General features: G+C 37.4%; 20 protein-coding genes. 15 read left to right on the top strand and 5 right to left on the bottom strand.

Going from position 1 to position 21,878, the window contains the following annotated elements:
• The 12 genes from T479_RS21420 (at position 1) to T479_RS21365 (ending at position 14,603) form a co-directional block, all read left to right on the top strand.
• Positions 1–777 (top strand): IucA/IucC family C-terminal-domain containing protein, encoded by a 777-nt coding sequence (locus T479_RS21420; RefSeq protein WP_025220805.1) that lies wholly within the window; start codon positions 1–3, stop codon positions 775–777.
• A 298-nt stretch (positions 778–1,075) separates the two neighbouring features.
• Positions 1,076–2,080 carry an ATP-grasp domain-containing protein gene (locus tag T479_RS21415; protein WP_025220804.1) on the top strand — a complete coding sequence of 335 codons (1,005 nt, stop codon included), beginning with the start codon at positions 1,076–1,078 and terminating at the stop codon, positions 2,078–2,080.
• 4 nt (positions 2,081–2,084) lie between these two features.
• Complete coding sequence (locus tag T479_RS21410; RefSeq protein ID WP_025220803.1) at positions 2,085–3,440, top strand: diaminobutyrate--2-oxoglutarate transaminase; 1,356 nt, start codon at positions 2,085–2,087, stop codon at positions 3,438–3,440.
• The gene (locus T479_RS21405) at positions 3,434–4,846 is read left to right on the top strand and encodes an MFS transporter (protein ID WP_025220802.1); all 1,413 of its coding nucleotides are present in this window, start codon (positions 3,434–3,436) and stop codon (positions 4,844–4,846) included. Before T479_RS21410 ends, T479_RS21405 begins: the two co-directional genes overlap by 7 nt.
• Positions 4,836–6,530 (top strand): IucA/IucC family protein, encoded by a 1,695-nt coding sequence (locus T479_RS21400; protein ID WP_137036938.1) that lies wholly within the window; start codon positions 4,836–4,838, stop codon positions 6,528–6,530. The genes T479_RS21405 and T479_RS21400 overlap by 11 nt, the downstream gene beginning before the upstream one ends.
• On the top strand, positions 6,496–8,289 hold the full coding sequence (locus T479_RS21395; protein WP_025220800.1) for an IucA/IucC family protein: 1,794 nt from the start codon (positions 6,496–6,498) through the stop codon (positions 8,287–8,289). The genes T479_RS21400 and T479_RS21395 overlap by 35 nt, the downstream gene beginning before the upstream one ends.
• Positions 8,276–9,058, top strand: coding sequence for an HpcH/HpaI aldolase family protein (locus T479_RS21390; protein WP_024364021.1), 783 nt, complete (start codon positions 8,276–8,278; stop codon positions 9,056–9,058). The genes T479_RS21395 and T479_RS21390 overlap by 14 nt, the downstream gene beginning before the upstream one ends.
• Positions 9,051–10,268, top strand: coding sequence for a type III PLP-dependent enzyme (locus T479_RS21385; protein WP_025220799.1), 1,218 nt, complete (start codon positions 9,051–9,053; stop codon positions 10,266–10,268). The genes T479_RS21390 and T479_RS21385 overlap by 8 nt, the downstream gene beginning before the upstream one ends.
• A complete protein-coding gene (locus T479_RS21380) occupies positions 10,265–12,088 on the top strand; it encodes an IucA/IucC family protein (protein ID WP_025220798.1) in 1,824 nt (607 codons plus the stop codon). The genes T479_RS21385 and T479_RS21380 overlap by 4 nt, the downstream gene beginning before the upstream one ends.
• Positions 12,089–12,202: 114 nt before the next feature.
• Positions 12,203–12,766 (top strand): cupin domain-containing protein, encoded by a 564-nt coding sequence (locus T479_RS21375; protein WP_025220797.1) that lies wholly within the window; start codon positions 12,203–12,205, stop codon positions 12,764–12,766.
• A 271-nt stretch (positions 12,767–13,037) separates the two neighbouring features.
• Positions 13,038–13,979, top strand: a complete 942-nt coding sequence (locus T479_RS21370; RefSeq protein WP_025220796.1) for a ring-cleaving dioxygenase — start codon at positions 13,038–13,040, stop codon at positions 13,977–13,979.
• A 15-nt stretch (positions 13,980–13,994) separates the two neighbouring features.
• Positions 13,995–14,603 (top strand): flavin reductase family protein, encoded by a 609-nt coding sequence (locus tag T479_RS21365; RefSeq protein ID WP_025220795.1) that lies wholly within the window; start codon positions 13,995–13,997, stop codon positions 14,601–14,603.
• 117 nt (positions 14,604–14,720) lie between these two features.
• On the opposite strand, the gene T479_RS21360 is transcribed toward T479_RS21365, so the two are convergent.
• Positions 14,721–15,113, bottom strand: coding sequence for a RidA family protein (locus T479_RS21360; protein ID WP_025220794.1), 393 nt, complete (start codon positions 15,111–15,113; stop codon positions 14,721–14,723).
• A 419-nt stretch (positions 15,114–15,532) separates the two neighbouring features.
• On the opposite strand from T479_RS21360, the gene T479_RS21355 reads away from it, so the two are divergent.
• The gene (locus T479_RS21355) at positions 15,533–16,576 is read left to right on the top strand and encodes an AI-2E family transporter (RefSeq protein ID WP_024364014.1); all 1,044 of its coding nucleotides are present in this window, start codon (positions 15,533–15,535) and stop codon (positions 16,574–16,576) included.
• Positions 16,577–16,692: 116 nt separating this feature from the next.
• Here T479_RS21355 and T479_RS21350 read toward each other — a convergent pair whose 3' ends face one another.
• Positions 16,693–18,027: an MATE family efflux transporter gene (locus T479_RS21350; RefSeq protein ID WP_025220793.1), complete on the bottom strand. Its 1,335-nt coding sequence runs from the start codon at positions 18,025–18,027 to the stop codon at positions 16,693–16,695.
• Positions 18,014–18,481, bottom strand: coding sequence for a GNAT family N-acetyltransferase (locus T479_RS21345; protein WP_024364012.1), 468 nt, complete (start codon positions 18,479–18,481; stop codon positions 18,014–18,016). The genes T479_RS21350 and T479_RS21345 overlap by 14 nt, the downstream gene beginning before the upstream one ends.
• Before the next feature lie 84 nt (positions 18,482–18,565).
• Here T479_RS21345 and T479_RS21340 point away from each other — a divergent pair, with 84 nt between their 5' ends.
• Positions 18,566–19,399: a MerR family transcriptional regulator gene (locus T479_RS21340; RefSeq protein WP_024364011.1), complete on the top strand. Its 834-nt coding sequence runs from the start codon at positions 18,566–18,568 to the stop codon at positions 19,397–19,399.
• A gap of 106 nt (positions 19,400–19,505) precedes the next feature.
• Here T479_RS21340 and T479_RS21335 read toward each other — a convergent pair whose 3' ends face one another.
• Positions 19,506–19,859 (bottom strand): hypothetical protein, encoded by a 354-nt coding sequence (locus tag T479_RS21335; RefSeq protein ID WP_024364010.1) that lies wholly within the window; start codon positions 19,857–19,859, stop codon positions 19,506–19,508.
• A 22-nt stretch (positions 19,860–19,881) separates the two neighbouring features.
• On the bottom strand, positions 19,882–20,574 hold the full coding sequence (locus tag T479_RS21330; protein WP_024364009.1) for a DUF2225 domain-containing protein: 693 nt from the start codon (positions 20,572–20,574) through the stop codon (positions 19,882–19,884).
• A 475-nt stretch (positions 20,575–21,049) separates the two neighbouring features.
• Between T479_RS21330 and T479_RS21325 the strand changes: the two genes are divergently transcribed.
• Positions 21,050–21,823, top strand: coding sequence for a Cof-type HAD-IIB family hydrolase (locus T479_RS21325; RefSeq protein ID WP_025220792.1), 774 nt, complete (start codon positions 21,050–21,052; stop codon positions 21,821–21,823).
• Positions 21,824–21,878 lie beyond the last annotated feature (55 nt).

Raw genomic sequence — 21,878 nt, 5'->3', positions numbered from 1 at the left:
ATGGTAAATGTACCGAATGATAACCGACTAACGCCGACAGATATTGCTATTCTAACAGAGAACTATCGTTTTACGGAGACAAATTTGCCCTCTTCGCCCTATTCAATTTCATCCAAGGATTTGCTATGTGGAGAGCACTGTCGTCAATATCTACAAACCATTTCGCCAATTTTTAATTCTACTTCTTTAATCACTACAGCTTCTTTATTCGGAAAGCGCTATAGCGTATTAACAATGGCGGCACCTCTGTTTGCTATGTCGATGCTCCAAAAGGGGATAAATGCGTCGATTGACAATGTTCGTGTGGAGTCAAGCTATCAGGAAGATTTATGGCTCCCAAAAATAGCATTGGTTGATGCACAAGTGTTTCTACCCATAAGCAGAGCGGAATGGAGAGATCAAATCCTCCAATCGTTATTTGCGGATAATATAACAAAGGTATGGAAGGCGCTGTCGACTACAGCTAAAGTTTCAAAAGCGGTTTTATGGGAGCATGCGGCTATGTATGTGCACTGGTTTTATGAAACGCAATTTCGCCAAGGGGCAAGTGAAAGGGAAATCGAATTTTTAGAAGAAGACTATCAGTACATTATGACGGAAGCTCCAGGTGAAATTTTTGGCGAACGTAAAAATCCGTTTACGCGATATAATACGCCAAAGGTTATGACTAGAGGCACCGACAAGCCTATAAGACTACGTAAAACTTGCTGTTATTATTATTTAACCTCTGAAGAAGAACATGATTATTGTATATCATGCCCCAAAATGCCAACGTAAAATAAATGGTTTTCGGCTCTATTGTAGAGTGAATGAAACTTTCCTTTCTTTAAAAGTCGATAATTGATGCTAAGGCACAAGAAAAATGCCACCTTGTGCCCGTGCATTAATTATAGTAAGTAAGCGTTGTAATCCCCAAATTCCTTGAATTTAACCATGCATTAGTAGTAAGCGTTTCTTTTCTCTCCTAAATTGTGGATTATTTTTTAACATTAACTTGTAAATTGAAGCATACATTGTTATTATATAATTGATAATGATAATCGTTCTCAATTATTTTTCCGTGGGAGGAGTAGGTTTGACACAACAGCAAATAAGCAATTTACAAAATCAAATCATTATACAGAAAGCAAAGGAAATGGGCATAGTTTGTACACCATTACTTGCAGATTGTGAGGATTTTTTAGAGCTATCTTATAAAGACAAAACAGTTATTATCAATAAATCAAGGTCTCATCAGTTGTTGTTGATAAGCGGATTGTTAGCACAAAATAAGGAAGCAACAAACAAATTATTAGCAAGAAATAAACTACCTATTACCGATACGCTTATCGTAGAGGAAGTTGGAGAACCAGCTATTCAATTTTTAACAAAGAATAAAACGGTTGTAGTGAAACCTATTAATGCTAAATGTAGTTTAGGTGTAACCATTGGCATTAAAACGCTAGAGCAATTAGAGCAAGCAGTGATAGTTGCTAAACAATATAGTCAAAAGATTATGCTTCAAAGATATGTAGTTGGACATGATTATCGCGTGTTAGTAATAGATGGTGAGATGATTGGTGTTTTAGAATATCGATCAGCTTTTATAGAAGGTGACGGCTATTCGACTATTCGTCAATTGCTAGAGAATTTAAAAGATAAGCAATTGAAAAAAAACACGCTTGAGCCTGAAAATAATCAAGCAATCGAAGCGGAATCGATAGATTTGCAAAATATATTACATCGGAATGGGCTTACGCTTGATGATGTTTTAGTAAAGGGTCAACAAGTAGAGTTATTTGTGGATGACAATATGTTAGTAACGGACTTTTATGATGTTATAACAGATCGCACAGCAGATATTTGTCCTGAAAATATTGAGATGGCGATTCGTGCAGCCAAAGCATTGCAAATTGACGTGGCAGGCATCGACATTCGATGTTTACATATTGATAAACCGTTAGATCAAACAAATGGCGTCATTTTAGAAGTAAATGCCTTGCCAGATTTGGTGGACCCCTCGAATTATTTTGCAAAGAGTACTAAAAATGCAGCTGAATCATATTTAACCTATCTATTAGAAATAGAAAAGGAGCAGTGACAACATGGCAACAGAGAATGTTCAAGAAGAATATTTGATGTTTCAAAGGGAGCGTGAATCAAATGCACGAGCATATTCGCGACATTTCCCATTTATTTTACAAAAAGCACAAGGTGTAGTTGTGACAGATGTAGCAGGCAAACAGTATTATGATTGTTTAGCTGGAGCGGGTACATTGGCCTTAGGGCATAATCATGATGTCATCATAGCAGCTATCAGGGAAGTATTGGATCAACAAATTCCACTTCATACATTGGATTTAGCAACACCGTTAAAAATAGAATTTATGAAAGAAATCTTCTCTGCATTGCCAGCGGAAATGAAACATACCGCAAAAATACAATTTTGTGGCCCGACTGGCGCAGATGCGGTCGAAGCGGCTATTAAATTAGTGAAACATGCTACAAAAGGCAAATCTATTTTAGCTTTTCAAGGGGGATATCATGGCTCCACACAAGCAACGATGTCCATGAGCGGTAATTTATCTAAAAAACAGCATTTGCAAAGCTTACTGCCAGATGTACATTTTCTACCTTTCCCTTATGAATTTAGATGCCCATTTGGTGTGGGAAATGGTATGACTGCAACGATTAGTGCACAATATATCGAACATTTATTGGATGATTGTGAAAGTGGTGTAGCTAATCCATGCTGTGTAATTGTAGAAACGGTGCAAGGAGAGGGAGGTGTTATTCCAGCGGATGTAATTTGGCTACAGCAATTGCGAAAAATAACTGCAGAACGAAATATCCCATTAATTATTGACGAAGTACAAGCAGGGATAGGGAGGACTGGGAAGATGTTTTCATTTGAGCATGCGGGCATTATTCCAGATGTAATTATATGCTCAAAAGCGATTGGTGGTAGTTTGCCAATGTCTGTCGTCATTTATCAGGAAGCTTTAGATCAATGGCAGGCAGGTGCGCATACAGGCACTTTCCGAGGAAATCAATTAGCAATGGCAACGGGATTAGCAACATTAAAATATGTGCGCGAACAGCGTGTATTGCAAAATGTTGAAGAAAGAAGTGCTCAATTTTTTGAAGGTTTGCAACAATTGCGACGATTGTACAGTGAAATTGGCGATGTGCGTGGAAGAGGATTAATGATAGGTGTAGAAATTGTTAATCCCAATAAGCCGTTCGATCGTCTTGGGCACTATCCTCCAGATGGCGAATTAGCCGCTATGATTCAGAAAAGATGCTTTGAAAATGGATTAATTATTGAAGTGGGTGGACGTAAGGGGGCAGTACTAAGATTTTTACCACCTCTTATCATCAATAAAACTGAAACCGAAAAAGTATTAGATATATTTGCCGAGTCTGTACAACAAGCGGTTGAGCTGTATGCATTATGTTAAACATTCAAGCTATGAAGAAACATTCAGCCTTACTTGCCGTTTTTATCGCTGCCTTTTCACTCGTACTTACAAATAGTTCCTTTAATATTTTATTACCGAGCTTTATGCAGCTATATGGCATTAGTGCAAGTTCGGCAGGTTGGGTCATTTTGGCATATCTATTGTCAATGACCATTACTATGCCTCTCACACCATTAGTCGTAGACCGCTTAGGTAGGAAAAGGGCGTATATTGCGGGTGTTGCAATATACGGACTTTCTTCTATCATAGGTGGATTATTCGATCAATATGTTCAAGTGGTGTTGATTGTCCGCAGTCTTCATGGCATTGCAGGTGGCATCATGATTCCACTATCCCTTAGTTTATTGTTTGATGTTTACGAGAAAGAAGTACATGGACGAGTGGCGGGGATTTGGGGAATACAGCTAACAGTAGCGTCTATTATTGGTCCAACTGTTGGAGGGCTTATTATTCAATTTGGTCAATTACAATATCTATTTTGGCTGAATGTTCCTTTTGCCATCGTATCGTTATGTCTATGTGCTACTCAAATTAATTCATATCAAGTTATGCGCAAAAAAGAGATGGATTTGTTTAGCATTATTTACATGGTACTAAGTATTTTAATGCTAAGTGTCAGCATTCAACTGTTTCTAAAGCAGGTTCTTCCTACGTGGCTAGTAGTCATGATGCTAGTAGGTGGTTTGCTGTTATTAATTCGATTTATTCAGTTAGAAAATAAGAAAATCGAACCGCTATTAAATTATAAGTTATTACAACGTAAAACAATCTTCGCCATCACAGTGCTAATTGCTGCAATACAAGATGTCGTGATGCTTGGGGCAGTTTTTGTATTGCCCCTACTATTTCAGGAAGTATATCAACTCCCGTCTTCCGCGGTAGGTGCGATGTTCATTCCGACAGCCATTTTTACAAGTTTGTTTATGTGGTTGGGAGGACATTGGATGGATAAAGGGAAATCTAAAAATTTTATAGTAGTCGGCATCGTGATTGTCGCCATATCTATTATATCCTTTTCTTTTTTACCAAAGTCTGTATCCATATTCGTATTGATTTTGTTGATGATTGGCAGGGGGATAGGCGGAGGTCTTTCGAATATGACTGTCACAACAATTGGTCTTCATACACTTTCACAAGAGGAGTTACACGAAGGCTCAGCATTAGCTAGTACGATTGAACGGTTTTCTTCGTCGTTTGCAGTCATGTTATTAACGATTTATTATGACTTCAGATGGAGCATGTTAATAAATGCAGGTCTTTCTGTAGCAGACGCAAAATGGATGGCAATCAAAGAAGAATGTGTGATTTTAGGGAGCATCATGTTGGTTACTGTTCCTTTTGTATTATATATAACAAGAAAGAGAGTTGACATTGGTGTTCATTAAAGAAGGAGCTTTGCAAAGTCATCATGAAAAGCAAGCCGCTATTTATAGTTGTAAAGTGTTGTTAAATTGTTATTTGCGAGAATGCTGTGAGAATCAAAGAAAGCTACTGAAGGTTAATAGGCAGGATTATACATTTTCTCTACATTTTCAAGCAAGTCACGAAACGATTACTGGCAAGTTTACTTTTTATTCGCCGAATGGTGAGCATGAATATGCATATTTTTCCTTGCAAAATGGCCAAGCTTTAACCTTGACCTTCCTTGCTTCATTAATTGTTCAGGAATACTTGCAACACAATAAAGCCATCACACATGACCATGTACAAAATTTTATAGCTAAAGTGGAAAATAGCTATCAAAACATGGCTGTATTTTTGAAACATGCGACAAGCAGCCTTATTAACGACTACTTGTCTTCTGAACAATCACTCCTATATGGTCATCCTTTCCATCCATATCCCAAAAACACGGTGGGCTTTACATCACAGGAAGTAGCGACCTATTGCCCAGAATTACGTACTTCATTTCCGCTTTGTTACCTTGCTGTTCGATATGACATCTTTCAAGAAACGTGGGTCACTGAAAGTGCAGCACATGAATTTTTGCAAAAGTTTGAATACGATATTCGCCAGCAATTAAAATTTGATGATGATAATTATCGTATATTGCCGATGCATCCTTGGCAATATGCTTATGTGCAAACATTAGAGGCAGTGCAAGAATTTGAAAGACAACAAAAAATAAGATTTTTGGGAAGTAGGGGTCCTGTTTGTTATCCAACATCATCTGTTCGAACAGTCTATATTCCACAATTTAAATGTAATTTGAAGTTGTCTCTGTCAATTCAAATTACCAATATGCTTAGGATTAATAGCCAAGAGCAAATGACAAGAACTCTAGATGCGGCGCATTATTTGTTAGCACATGATTGTTTTGTAGAAGAGCACTATACAAAGGTTCTGTATGAAACAGGTGTCTGTACGTGCCGTTTTGAAGAGGAAGCATTAACAGCTTTATTTACGATGGCGTATCGACCAATGGTGCTAGACGAAAAATCAACCTATGTTGTTGCTAGTTTAGTAGAAGCGCCCATTCAAGGGAAGCCTTGTCGACTTTATGAATGGTTGAAAGGACAGAATGTGGAGCAATGGTTTCGACAATATATAACGATTTCTTTATTGCCAATTGTTAGACTCGCGGATAAAAAGGGCATTCACTTTGAAGCGCATTTACAAAATACGCTTATAACGCTTCGGGATGGTAAACCACATATTTTTTGGATACGGGATTTAGAAGGCGTAAGTATCGAACAAGAAAAAGTAGCTACACATAGACAAGCACAGGGACCTTTGTTTTATGAAAAAGAACAGGCGTGGTCAAGGACAAAATATTATTTCATGGTAAATCATCTAGGGTCATTTATACATGCGCTTGCAAGAGATTTTCAGTTAAGCGAAGCCCATTTTTGGCAAATTGTACGAGAAATGCTACTTGAAGAATGGGAACAAACACAGAATGAGCTAGTAGCCCATCTGTTAACGACAGCTGTATTTTATGCTAAGAAAAATTTGTATAGCTGTTTAATTGGCAAAAGTGAAACACCAGAATATGTTGCAGTTAAAAATGCTTTGTATAAGGGGAATGAATTGTATGAAATTGATGACAGCTTTCATGCCAGTAAGTGAAGCATCCTATAAGACAGTACAGGAGAGATTGAAGTGCCAAACATTAGAGGCATTGCTTTTTGAAGAAATTATTCCAGTAACGAAAAATGGAAAACATTATAGCTTCCAAGGACAAAATGTTCAAGGAGAGGCGGTCCTTTATACATGTGAAGTAGTAGAAAAATGGTCATTCGGTCGAGTGAAAGTGAAACCGAATTCCATTCAAAGAGACGGAGATACCAATGTAAGTATCTATACTTTTCTGGAAGAAGTCGTTCAGCAGACGTTAGACGGTCAGCATACAAAGACATTTGTTCAGGAGTTATTGGAGACCTTTGTGAAGGATAGTCAGGCAAAGAGCAATCAGCCACCGTCTATACCGGCGGAGGATTTGCACTATGAGGCGTTGGAAAGCCACATGATTGATGGTCATCCGTATCATCCAAGCTATAAATCCCGAGTTGGTTTTACTTTGGCAGATAATCATTTGTATGGTCCTGAATTTAATCAGGATATAGCGTTAACTTGGCTTGCTGTTCGTCGGCACTTTGTAGATATTGCCGTATTAGAACCAACTGCAATCAATAAGATGTATCAGCATCATTTACAGCCAGAGGAGTTAGCGCATTTTACACAACAATTACGAGCGCAAATAGATGAAGATGAACAAGCTTATGTTTTTCTCCCCGTTCATCCGTGGCAATTTGAACATATTATAGCGACCGTATTTTACCCACAAATCGCTGATAAGACGATTATTATATTAGGGAAATCAGAAAGCTCATATCGAGCACAGCAATCCATTCGCTCGTTATCAAATCGCCATAGTGCACAAGCGAGTTATTTAAAATTACCTCTTAGCATTACAAATACATCTACTAGCCGTATTTTAGCGCATCATACGACACAAAATGCGCCTATTATTAGCGCTTGGCTAGATCGAATTATTAAAAGTGATGAATACTTGAAAAATTGTCAGTTTGAAATTTTAAAAGAGACAATCGGGGTATCTTTCCGCTATCAAAAATTATCTGTTATGCAATATGCAGTGGCTTATGGAACATTAGGCGTCATCCATCGAGAAAATATTGCACAATATTTGCAAGAGGATGAACAAGCGTGGCCATTAAATGCATTGATGCATAAGCAAAAAAATGGCGAGGCGTTTATTCAGCAGGCGATTGCATTCTATGGGGTAGAAAAATGGAGCCGAGCCTTAATCGAAACGCTGGTAACGCCAATTGTTCATTTACTCTATGTCCACGGAATTGCGTTAGAATCTCATGCGCAAAATATTATTCTCGTATTAAAAAATAATTTTCCGCATCGAATCATTATTAAGGACTTACATGATGGTGTGAGGTTTTGTTCTTCAGAGCTCCTTCATCCGGAATGGGAGCCAAAGTTAAATCCAGAGCCAGCCACACATCGACAATTTAATCGGTATTCATTTTTAAAAACAGCTAAAGTTTCAGAAGTAAGAGATTATACATTCGATGCTTTCTTCTTTATCTGTATGACTGAACTTTGTTTTACGCTTGAGGAGTTTGGATTGCGGGAAGAGGATTTTTGGCGCACCTGTACGGAAGTTATTTTAGCTTATCAGCAACAACATCCTCAATATAAAGAACGTTTTCAAACGTTTGATTTATTTGCAGCGGATGCTTTAATCGAGGAAATGACAAAAAGACGTATTTATGGTGATCAAACATTGTATTTTAGAAAGGCTCAAAATCCTTTACTACAGGCATTGGAGTTTTTGAAAAATGAAGAGAAATAAGTTGAAGGATAAAATAAAACGTCATCAAACGGTATATGGGTTATTTGTTTCGATTCCTCATCCAAGTGTAATTGAATTAATTGGTCACGCTGAATTTGATTTTGTCATTATTGATTTAGAGCACACGACAATTGATTTAGAAATATTGGAAAATATGATTCGTGCGGCAGAGCTACTCGAGATAACCCCACTTGTAAGAATTGCAGAAATAGATCGTACTTCAATCTTAAAAGTATTGGATTGTGGGGCACAGGGTATTGTCATTCCACATGTAAGTTGCAAAGAGCAAGTCAAACAGGTTATTGAGTATAGTTATTATCATCCGATTGGGCATCGGAGTTTGAATAGTGGCCGCCCTGCAGCTTTTGCCAAAGAACCTTTAACTGAGTATATTGCTGCAGCCAATGAAGAAATTATGATGATTCCAATGATTGAAAGCATAGAAGGCATTCGTAATTGTAAGGATATTTTATCACTACCACAAATCGGATTTGTTTTGGAAGGAGCGGCAGATTTATCGCAATCATTAGCCGTACCTTGGCAAATTGAACATCCCCAAGTGCAGAATGCGATCGAAGCGTTATATGACATTGTAAAAACATGCCATATACCGTATGCGACTGTTTCAAGAGAGATGCATCAGCATCGACGATATGCTGACAAAGGTGTACGCATCTTTGTGTTAGGGGATGACCGAAATACAGCGTTTCGAGCATATCGACAAAAGAAAATGGACTATCAAAATATAACAGGAGGCCAATATGAGTGATTCGTTACTAGCTGTTATTCAGTCATTAAATACTAATAAAACAGCGCCTGTTTGTGCTTATATTTACGACTTAGATGGTATTCAAGCACATGTAAACCGAATGCTTGAAACTTTGCCAAAGCAAATATTTTTGTTTTATGCGATTAAAGCAAATCCTGATCAACGAATCATTAAGGCCCTTTTACCATATGTTCGTGGCTTTGAAGTTGCTTCTATCGGAGAATTAGTAAATGTGCGTGCAGTGTCTGAGGATGTACCAATCTTATTTGGCGGACCTGGAAAAAAGGATGCCGAATTGGAGATGGCTATACGCCAAAAGGTCTCATATATTCATGTTGAAAGTTTATTAGAATTACGACGTATTCAAATGCTCGCACAAAAATTAAATAAAAAGGTCGATATTTTATTACGCATAAATTTACGTACAAATGCACTTCCTGAAACAAAAATTACGATGGGAGGTACTGCGAGTCCATTTGGCTTGGACGAGTCAGATATTCAACAAGCGGTGGCACTTGTACGACAAGACCCACTACAGCTTGTACAAATTAAAGGTTTCCATTTTCACTCATTATCGAATAATGTGCATGCATCATTGCATGTAGAAATGGTACGACTTTATGTGCAAAAAGCACTTGACTGGCAACGCTTGTATCAATTAGATGTGCAAGTACTGAATGCCGGAGGTGGATTTGGTGTTTCCTATAATGAAAATGAAGAACCATCTTTTGACTGGCAACAATTTACGTCCTTATTACAAGCTAGTGATATTTTGCAGGATTTAAATGGCATCCAACTCTTTTTTGAGCCAGGGAGATTTCTTGTTGCTGATTATGGCTTTTATGCTACAGAAATACTAGATATTAAACAGTCCCATCAACAGTATTTTGCCGTTGTAAGAGGTGGCACACATCATAATAGATTGCCAGCCTCATGGGGACATAATCAACCATTTCAGCTTTATGCTAGTGAAACGTGGACATATCCATTCCAACGCCCTAGCTTGCACAATAAGAAGGTCCATCTAGTTGGGGAATTATGCACGCCAAAGGATCGATTGCATACAGATGCTTTTATGTCTTCCGTTCGTGTAGGTGATATTGTCATCTTTGAAAAATCAGGTGCATATTGTTGGACAATTTCACATCATGATTTTCTGGGTCATCCTCATCCAGCATTTTATTATATCCAAGGAGGCCATATTCAATGATTGTACAGCAAAGTGTATCAGCAAGAGAAAGAGCTACAGAAATTATTAAGAAGGACTTAATGGATGCATTTTTAGTCGAGCAGTTCTTTGACGGGGATACGTATTTAAAGCAATCTCTTCAAGATGCAGCGAAAGAAATAAGTGCTTTATTTGCCCATTACCATTCACATGAAGTAGAGGTCTACATAGGAAACTTTTGTTTTCTTGTTGAAAAAAGCTATAAGCAGGGTGAGCAATGGGTGCGTCATTCTCCTATTTATCGACAAGTGGCTGGACAGTGGCAGTTAATCGTGTCAATTGAAGAGCTTGCCACATCCATTTTGCAGACTAGTCTCTCTGCCAAAGCCTATCAGCATCCAGCAGTGGCAGATTTTTTAAAGGGGCTACTAGTAGCTGTTGAGCAATTAACATTGAGTATAGAACAAATGAATAATTATGATGCATCGGCTCCTCAAACACCATACCAATGGCATGTCAAAGGAGAGCTGATTGCCTCGTTTCGAGATCGGCCATTTCATCCGCTTGCGAAAGCTAAAATTGGATTTTCAGCGCAAGATTATCAACAATATATGGCGGAATTTGGTCAACCCATCTCACTTCGTTGGGTCGCCATTCGTCATGATGTGGTAGTAAAAGGGAATGAGCAAACACCCATCCAATGTTTTGATTTACTTGAGGAAAAACAAAAGTATGAGATAGCGCAAGAATTTGAACGACGAGGTTTACGGCAAAGTGAGTACACGATGATGCCTGTGCATCCATGGCAGTTACAAAACATTATTTTAAAAGATTTTGAGCAGGAACTAGCCGATGGAACGATTGTTATATTAACAGCAAAAGCAGGCGATTTATGTGCGACTTCATCCTTACGTTCTTTAGCATTTAATCAACCGTCTAGCAGGATGCTAAAACTACCAGTAAGTGTACTTTCTTTAGGTGCATCGAGATATTTGCCTGTTGTTAAGTTGTTTAATGGTCTAGCAGGTGAAAAGTTGCTGCGACAAGCCATTTCTTGCGACCCTATATTAACGGAAAAGGTTATTTTATGTGAGGAACAAAATTGGTGGGGGTATATGCCTGAAACGATGGGGCTGTTTGATGACCATCCCCGTCATCTAGCGGCGCAAATACGCATTTATCCAAAGCAGCTTTTAGATGCGAACTATAAAATCATTCCGATGTCATCTTTAGCCGTAAATTTAAAGGGTCATCATTATTTAGATGAACTCTTCGGCCAAACTTTAACAAAACAGCAAGTAATAGATTTTTATACAGAAATGGTAACGATGTTTTATGAAATTGCCATGAGATTATTCAAAGTAGGGGTTTTGCCTGAAATACATGGTCAAAATTGCTGTCTGGTATTAAAGAATAATCAAATCCATCGTTTATTGTTCAGAGACCATGACTCAGTTCGTCTTCATATGCCTTATTTAGAACGCCATCATATTCAAGATCCGCAATATTATATTCGACCAGGTTATTCCAACAGCTTATATAATGAAAGTGTGGAGAAGCTGATTTTTTATATTCAATCATTAGGGACACAAGTAAATTTAGCTTCCATTATGGAGGCACTTGCACAAGTATATTCTATTTCTGAGCGAACTTTATGGTATACGACGAAGCAGACGTTAATGAAGGCTGTAACAGTTGTTGATATTCCAGCAGCAGATAAAGTAAGGTTATGGAAAGTTTTATTTGAGCAACAACAATGGCCAGTAAAACTGATTATTCGACCGCTGTTAGAGGCGGATGGTGTGCCAGGAGCGATGCCTTCTGGAAAAGGGCAAGGGTATAATCCATTTTGGAATTTATAAAGTGAATTATATTGCTGAAAATTGGTTGAGGTTTTGCATATTCTCCTACGATTGGGTACATTTTGACAATAAGTTGCATAGAATAATTTTAGAATCTGTGAGAGGATTGAGAAAATGTACTATGCTCCTTATTATGCCAATATACCAATGTATAGCTATGGAAATCAGTCTGTTCACTGGCCTGTTCCATATGAAGTAGTACTACCGAATAGTGCCTATCCATATCAAGCTGTCAACGGAAATAACAGTCAAATGAGTACCGATTATGGGCAACAGCCTTTTGTTGTAAATATGGAGGAGGCAACCAAGCGGAATAATACGTACCGTACTGCTCTATGGACAGGAAGCCATTTGCAAATTACGTTAATGAGTCTCAATATAGGTGAGGATGTAGGTTTAGAAATGCATCCACATGTCGATCAGTTTGTCTATATTGAACAAGGGCATGGGACTGTGCAAATGGGGTCGAGTAAAGAAAATTTAAGCTTTACACAAAATGTCCATGATGATTACGCGATCGTAATACCTGCTGGAACTTGGCATAATTTAACCAATATAGGGAATGTGCCATTAAAGCTGTTTTCAATCTATGCTCCTCCTAACCATCCATTCGGAACTGTCCATGCTACAAAGGCGGATGCAATGGCTTCGCACGGAGGCTATGGTCAACACAATTAATCACGATAATAATTTTTCATAGTAGAAGCAGAGTTGTTGATGTATAGCAGCTCTGCTTTTACTATGCCAAGCTAAACTCAATTTTTGGATGATATATTGACGAAATTAAAATTTACGTGTTATAATTATCTCGAATTCAAGATATATTAATTCGAGATAATTAAATCGAATGTGCAAAGCATTCTCTAATTAGAAGTTTGAAGTTGCACGTAGTTAGAAAACATATACAAAGAAAATAATTTATTTATGAATATGAAGGGGAACTGTTACTATGAACAAACATACAGAAGGAATTCACCACATCACAGCTATTGTAGGGCATCCACAAGAGAATATTGATTTTTATGCGGGGATTTTAGGTTTACGGTTAGTAAAACAAACAGTTAACTTTGACGACCCAGGCACGTATCATCTTTATTTTGGTAACCATGCTGGTAAGCCAGGAACAATTATGACGTTCTTTCCTTGGCCGAATGCTTATCAAGGGCGTATCGGCGACGGTCAAGTTGGTGTAACAACATACGTTGTACCAGAAGGAGCACTACCTTTCTGGATTAATCGCCTTGCAAAATTTTCTGTTCCATTTAAAAAAGCTGAACGCTTTGGAGAACAAGTCGTTCAATTTGATGACCCACATGGACTTCATATTGAATTAGTAGCTCGTGCAGAAGGTGAACGAAATAATTGGACATTTGGTGAAGTTACACCGGAAGTTGCCATTAAAGGTTTTGGAGGTGCAACGCTTTATTCAAGCCATCCACAAGAAACAGAAAAGGTATTAGTAGATGTGATGGGGCTTGAAAAAATTGCAACAGAAGGCGAATATGCTCGATTCAAATCAAGCGCTGACATCGGAAATATTATAGACTTAAAAACGGTATCAGGCGTACGAGGCCACATGGGGGTCGGCACAGTCCATCATATTGCTTGGAGAGCAAAGGATAATGCAGATCATTTAGCGTGGCAAGAGCATGTGATGAATCATGGGCAGCATGTGACGGAAGTAAAGGATCGTAACTATTTTAACGCTATTTATTTCCGTGAAGCAGGTGAAATTTTATTTGAAATTGCGACAGATCCACCAGGATTCGCGCATGATGAAACATTGGAGACAATGGGGAGTCAATTAATGTTACCGTTGCAATATGAACAACATCGAGAACGGTTAGAAAGCGCGTTAATCCCGATTCAAGTACGTTCATTAGATGAATAAAAAGGGGGGAGTTATTTGATTTCGATTGATCCGAAGAAAAATACAGAACGTGAAAACTATAAATTATTAGTTGGCAGCATTATTCCTAGACCTGTTGCCTTTGTCACGACTTTGTCCGAGCAGGGCATTATAAATGGCGCACCGTTTAGTTACTTTAATATCGTATCATCGAATCCACCGATGATTTCCCTTGCAATTCAAAGAGCAACAGGGCGCTTAAAGGATACCGCTCGTCATATTTTGTATCAAGAACAATTTGTAGTGCATATTGTAGATGAGGACAATGTTAACCAGGTAAATGAAACAGCTGCTTCGTTACCGGTAACAGAGAGTGAAATTGAAAGAGCTAACTTTACAGTAATCGACAGTCAGCGAATAATTGTTCCAGGTGTGAAAGAGGCGAAAGTCCGAATGGAATGTCGCTTAGTACAAAGTGTTCCTTTAATGAATAAAGAACAGCAGACAGGCGATTTGTTTATTGGTGAAATTGTACAATTTCATTTAGATGATGTGATTTATCATGAAGGACGAATAGACGCTAGCGCATTCAAGGCAGTAAGCCGATTAGCTGGAGCGAGTTATGCAAAAATCGGCGATATTTTTGACATAGAACGCCCTCAATAAAGTAAATAAGCAAAATTTTTGAAAAGATATATGGCTCGTGAATGGCTTACTACAGAAAATAGTCGAACCATTCACGAGCATTTCCTGTTTCTTAAATGGTAAATCCTTTTGCACCTTTTATACGATTTCCTGACATGCCCACGCATCAATTTCTACTTTTAATATGGGCGAAGCAAGTGCTACTACATATACCATTGTCATACAAGGGCAGTGATCACCAAAAAAGTCACCCATCACGTGCTTTCTTTGTGCTGTGTCAAATTCTCCAACTAAATAAAATACAACCTTTGTTAAATCTGCAACAGTCATGCCAGCACACTCAAGATTTTTTTTAATATTGTTAAGCGCTAGTTGCAATTGAATGATTGGATCTTCAGGTACAGTTCCGTCTAACGCCATCCCGATTTGACCTGAAAATGTTAGCCATCTGTTTGGGCCAGTTATTTCAATTTGGTGTACATATGGAGCTACAGGCGGGTGAATTTCCTTTGGATTTCTTGAGATTTTCATCGAATCATTCCTTACCTATTCTAATTTGGAGATACTTCTGAAATATCGTACTGAAATTAACATAAAACAAAAGAAGTTGCTTTGGATATGATAGTTTATAAGGGTATAATAGAATTATTAAAATTTTGGCTATAACGCTGATGTAGCTTTCAATACACATTAATCGTATTGTCTTTCATTCTAATTCGAAAAGTATAAAAAATCTATTTTACAATAGATTGAACTTCTTGAAAAAGGGTTGTTGAACGGAGTAATGGAAATACGCTGTCTAGACAGAGGTTTTTATCCCCCTAAACTCAAAGGACCATGAAAATGATAAATATTGATAACTAATAATTTTGTCTACTTGCTTAATATATTTCGCGTTCTGTAAGTTGGCAGTAGAGGCAGCGAAGCCGTTTTGTAGAAGGAGTGAATGCATGAGTAATTTTTTTCGAAGTAATGGATTTAAACGTTTTGTTATTCTAGCTGGGATCGCTGTTGCACTTTATTTAATGCGGAGTATGATTAACCTTATTCTTCTGACATTCATTATAACCTACTTAATGAATGAGCTTTCTACTAAGGCGACAAAAGAGTTTAAACGAATCGCACCCATCAATGAAAAAGCGATGATTGTCTCCCTTTACCTCTTACTTGTAGCTGCTATTATTGCAGTGATCTATAAGTATTTGCCGGTTGTAACCCAACAAATTACACAGCTTTTTGATTTGATTGCAGCTTTTAATCTCAATCCGAACGATAATGAGGTTGCGAGATATTTGGCGCCGACATTTGAGAAAATTGAACTTGGAAAATATTTAGAACAAGGTGTTGACCTTACGTTAAAAAATTTAACGAACATTGGGAAAGTCATTTTGCACGTGTTCATTGCACTTATTTTAAGTTTGTTCATCCTTTTGGAGAAGAAACGAATTATTGAATTTACTGCAAAATTTAAAGATAGTAAAATCGGTCCGCTTTACGACGAGTTAACATATTTTTCTAAAATATTTATTCGTTCTTTTGGAAAAGTAATTGAAGCGCAATTTATCATTGCTGCGGTAAACTGTGTTTTATCCGTTATTGCTCTTTCTATTATGGGCTTCCCACACTTAATTGCACTTGGAATCATGCTTTTTATTCTTGGTTTAATTCCTGTAGCAGGCGTAATTATTTCATTGGTACCGCTAAGCATTATTGCTTACAGCATCGGTGGACCGATGTACATTGCTTACATTCTGATTATTGTCGTGGTGTTGCATGCGATTGAGGCTTATTTCTTAAATCCAAAGCTCATGTCTGCCAAAACAAATCTTCCTATTTTTTATACATTTATCGTCATCCTATTCTCGGAGCAATTCCTCGGGGTATGGGGATTAATTATCGGTATTCCATTGTTTATGTTCCTGCTCGATATTTTAGGTGTCACGTCTTTAGAGGAGGAAACCCAACGATCTGTAGCTATCAATGACCATAAGTAAACTAAAAGGAAGCATCGCTTTATGCGCATGCTTCCTTTTTTGGTGCCTGCGGTTCTCGCAGGAGTCGAGCAACCCCTCACTACAATCAACAAGGAGGCACGCACACAATTTACCCACTAGTTTGAATAAACCGCGCGTGGCTTTCTTTTAATAAATAAGAGAATGAGCAATGCTGTAATGCCTTCAGCAACCGGGAAAGTCCACCAAATTGCTTGCGCGCCGAATAATTTAGGTAGCAATAGGAGTGCTGGAATAAATAAAATAATACTGCGTAGTAACATAATCGTTGTTGCAAGACGAATTTTTTCAATTGATTGGAAAAATTCTGCAAGCACCATATTCATACCTAAGAAAACGTAGCCAATTGCAAAATGGACAAAGCCTTGTGTTGCCATTGTGCGAATTTCAATTTTACTATCTCCAAACAGTTCCATTAATTGAGAAGGAAATAGCATCGCAATAATGGCAATGCTTAAACCGAGTATGAGAGCGGTAGCTAAGCCGATCTTCAAAAGCTCGAGTAAACGTTTTTTTAATCTGGCACCGTGGTGGTAACTGACTAGAGGTTGGAGTGCCATACCAATGCCTAAGAACACAGTTAATAATACCGTATGAATATAGTTAACCATTGCATAGGCTGTCACACCGTTTGCTCCTAAATAGTGCAGAAACGACACATTATATAAAATCACGATTAACGCCATAGAGGCTTCTACAATAAAACTAGGTAAACCAATGGCGAATATTTTTTTCAAATCGGATACGTTGAAAAAAGTAGAGACAAATTTTAATTCAGACTGCTTTTGGAAGAAATGGAGACATAGTACCGACATGCCGATGATAGTAGAGATTGCTGTCGCTAACGCGCAACCCTTAACGCCGTAATGGAGTACGAAAATAAATACGTAGTTTAAAAGGATATTTAAAATGGATGTTGTGATTAAACCCATCATAGCAAGCTTTGGGTTTCCATCATTTCGGATGAAAATGCTTAATAAATTTTCGATTGTGTAAAAGACACCGAATATCAAAATGACATGCAAGTATTCTTGGACATAAGGATAAGTCACATCACTTGCCCCAAAAATATAGGCAATTTCCTTTAAATTTAATAAAAGTAGTAGCACTAAAGTTAAAACTACCGCCAGCATCGTTGTAAACGAAAGTGTAAAAAGTTGATGTGCGCGTTTTTTATTACCTTCTCCAAGTGAAATGGAGTACAATGTTGCACCGCCCATACCAATCCACAGAGATATGGATAATAAGATGGAGAAAATCGGCACAGCAATATTGACGCCTGCTAGAGCAGTTGGGCCAACGCCATGACTGACAAAAATACCATCGACTAAAATATTTACTGACATCAGTAGCATACCAATCATCGCTGGGAATAAATAAGAAAGAAATAATGGTCTTAAGGGTCTTGTTTCAATTGGATTAATGGTCGTCATGAGTACGTACCTCTCTTACCATTACTTTTTCGCCCTTTTCATCGAGTTCCCCATTAAAGACGAACCCAAATAGTTGATAGAGATGAATGGCTACTTTATTGTTGTCATAAACACTTAAAAATATTTTTTCGCAATTGTATGTTGCCTGTAAAAAATCGATTAGCTGTTGCAAAAAGTATTTTCCGAGCCCTTTATGCTGATAACGTTCATCGATTAAATAACGGTCAAGCCATACTCGCTGTGATCCATCCTCATGAGGAAACAGACCATACATTGCGAAGCCGACTACGGTATCCTCCCTATATAAGCCAACGGGTATAAAGCGTTGGTCAGACGCTGCTTCGTCTAGGCATTGCTGTGTCGTTTCAATAAAGTCCTGCTGATTAGCAGCAATGTGTAATGCTAATACGTTTTGTTTGTTTAAAGCTGTGATGTCACGTATTTCCGTGAACATAATGTCAAAACCTTTCTAAATTTATTGTGGATAGCTACAATCTAAAGTATATAGTAACTATATAGTCAAGAAAGGAAATTTAAAATGCTTAATAAAAATGTAAAATATTTTACAACTGGTGAATTTGCCAAACTGTGTAAGGTTAATAAACAAACACTGATTTACTATGATCAAATCGGCCTGTTATCACCTATTATGAAAGATCATAAAGATTATCGTTATTATACAATTGCCCAGTATGATTTTTTTAGCGTCATCGAATTGTTAAAGACAGTCGGTATGTCGTTAAAAGATATTCAAAAGTATATGGCAGATAAATCACCTGAAAATTTTTTAGAGTTAATGCATCAGCAAAAAGCGCTTGTAGCAAAGAAGCGGCAAGAGCTCGAAATGATAGAGAGTATTATAGAAGTGAAAATTGAAACAACAGAGGACGCCTTGCAGACAGATTTTGATAGTATTACGATTGGTCATTTTCCAGAGGAAACATTGTATTTAAGTAAAAATATTGAAGATTCCACTGAAGAACAGTTTGTTAAGGCGGTCTCGGATTTTATTGATGAATTGGATCGCTCGCAGCTTGATACAGGTTATCCGATTGGTGGCATTACTAGAAGAGAGCAAGTTTTAGCAGGGAACTATGATAATTATTGTTACTTGTATATGGAGCAACCACATCCGCAGGAAGGGCATCCTTATTTTAAGGCGATTGAAGGGGACTTTATTATTGGCTATCATCTCGGGTTATCAACAGAACTTGGACAAACGTACGAACGTTTATTTAAGGTTATGGCTGAAAGAGGCTACGAGCTGGGGCAGTATGTATATGAGGAATATATTTATGATGCGGTGATTAAAAATCGAGAAGAAGAGTATGTAACAAAAATTATGATGGAAATAACAAAAAAGGCGAACTAGCATAATGGCTGCTTACATAAAAAGAATCTACGACACTGCGGCCGCTGACCCGCAAAGTGAGTAGATTCTTTTTATATGTAAAAGCCCTTAGCAGTTGCATGCGAGTTTATTTGTAATGGTAAGCGTTCGCTCTTGGATTGTTGCGTTGAATTTTATTAAACCATGCTTCGTCTTTTTCTTCTTGTTTTAAAGTATTAACGATGGTTGAGGCACAGTTAACACAAATTTTAGCTTGTGTAATTTTACCGCAACGTTCACATGGTGCACCAAGATTAGGGAAGATAGATGTTTTTAATTTTCCTGTCTTTACCCATTTATATAGTAAGTCAGATGAAATACCTGTTAATGCAACAATTTCATCATTTGTTAATTGACGATTATTTTTCCGTAGTAAAAAATGATGTAATTCCGAGAAAATATCCTCTTCTCGAGCGTCTATTTTTTTTTCGAAAAGTAGCATTTTATTCCTCTCCTTTATCTAGTTATTTAATGATTTCTTTATTTTCAATGACATTGTGAGGGTGTTCGTCATATTTGTAGTTTTCCCAACGATTGCGTGCTAATTTTCGATATTTATTTGAAACACTGCGATCCCCAATCAAGCGGGAGAATCCTTTTTTGGCTTCTCCAATATCACCGAGGCGAAGGCTTAATTCTGCATGTAAATATAGAATTCGCTCGCTGCCTTCTTGATTGGATGCAAAAGATTTACTGTAAAAATCTCTCGCAGCATATAAATAGTGAATTTCAGATTCGCTTTCATTTTTTAAACGGTAAAGCCAGGCTATTTTCAGTGCGATATTAGCCATTAATAGTGCTTCTTCCATAGAAGCTTTTGCAACGAGGTAGGCTAATTTGTAGCTTATGATAGCATCTTCGATAGTCCGTTCTTGACAGATGTTCATGGGCTTTTGTAGTTCTTTAATATATAGTTCGTCGATTAGTAGCATGAAAGGTCCGTAAGTTCTCGTCATAGATTTATGGTAGGCATATCCGCAATGTGGGCATACAGCAACTTCATACAGCAATGGATTTAAACCTTCATAAACAGGCATAAAATCCGTTTGTTCTTCGACTACTTTATAACGATTCGGACGTACTTTATATGTTGTATATTGCTTTTTACAAAATTTGCAATCCACATTACTTTCGTAGTAGTAAATATTAAAACCCATATGAATCAACTCCTCTGTGTCGAGTTTTTAACATTTCTTTAGTTCTACTTAAATGGACATAACACTCGTTCAATATATTTAATGGATTTTCGACTATTTTAGCAATTCTATGTTTTTTGATATAATCCTTTAGCATTATTAAAGTAGTGTCAAATGAATGGTTTTATTTTTATGTAAAGAGAATGTTAGTTTAAATACACTAGCAATAGTATGTATCGGTGGTATATGTGGAAAAGTTAAATAGTTATGCCTACATTGTTAAAATTACGTCAGACATACCTAGAGAGCTTTTTGTTATTCATCTTTTAGTAGGTTTATTATAATACATGTAGGATAATTTTACTATTCATTAATATGCTGAATATAAAGTAACTTTGTGAACGGCTAAAAAGATTAAGGATGTTTCGGTTATGCTCTTTTTGGTGTAAAATAATTGAAATTATTGATAGTTAATTTAAAAGGAGCGCATACATGTATGGACTGCAAAATCGTCTTTTTTGATGTAGATGGTACATTGATCAATTATGAGGATGGTTGTATTGAAAGTAGTACCAAGAATGCTTTACATACACTAAAAAACAAAGGGATTCGATTAGTCGCTGCAACTGGTAGACCACTATCTATGTGTCAGGACTTACGTAAATTGGGTATTGATACATTTATTACGGCGAATGGTGCTTATGTTCGGCACGGAGACCAAATCATCTATGCCAGCCCCATCGCTCAAACTATTGTACAAAGTGTTAAAGCTTTTGCTGACGACCATCAAAATAGCCTGTCATTTTTCACTGAACAATTATCGATGAATAGTGTGCAGCACCCTGCAACACTAAAGGCAATGAATGAGACATTGTCTTTAAGACAATATCCGCCCGTCAATAAAAATATTTTAAATGAGCAAGTTTACTTAATGTGTTTATATGTAAATGAACAGGTAGAGAAAAAGTATAGAACACAATTTCCAAATTTGAAGTTTGAAAGATGGCATCCTATGATTACGAATGTTTTACAAGAGGATGTATCAAAAGCAATTGCTGTTGAAGCTGTACTTAGTTATTTCAATTTACATCCAAAAGAGGCGATTGCTTTTGGGGATGGAGATAATGATATAGATATGCTAAAGCAAGTTGGATATGGTATTGCAATGGGCAATGGAAGTGTAGCCTTAAAAAATATTGCGGATGAGGTCACGATGGCATCGAATAAAGGCGGCATTGATTACGCCTTGCGCAAACTACAGTTGATCTAAAAAGAAATGCCATCTTTGCTATTGGTAATGGCGACTCTAGCGGGATGAACATGGA

Origin of the sequence: Lysinibacillus sphaericus, assembly GCF_000600105.1 — a bacterium.
GTDB lineage: Bacteria > Bacillota > Bacilli > Bacillales_A > Planococcaceae > Lysinibacillus > Lysinibacillus sphaericus.
The sequence above is the reverse complement of the archived record's forward strand: the minus strand, read 5'-3'. Positions and strand labels throughout refer to the sequence as shown.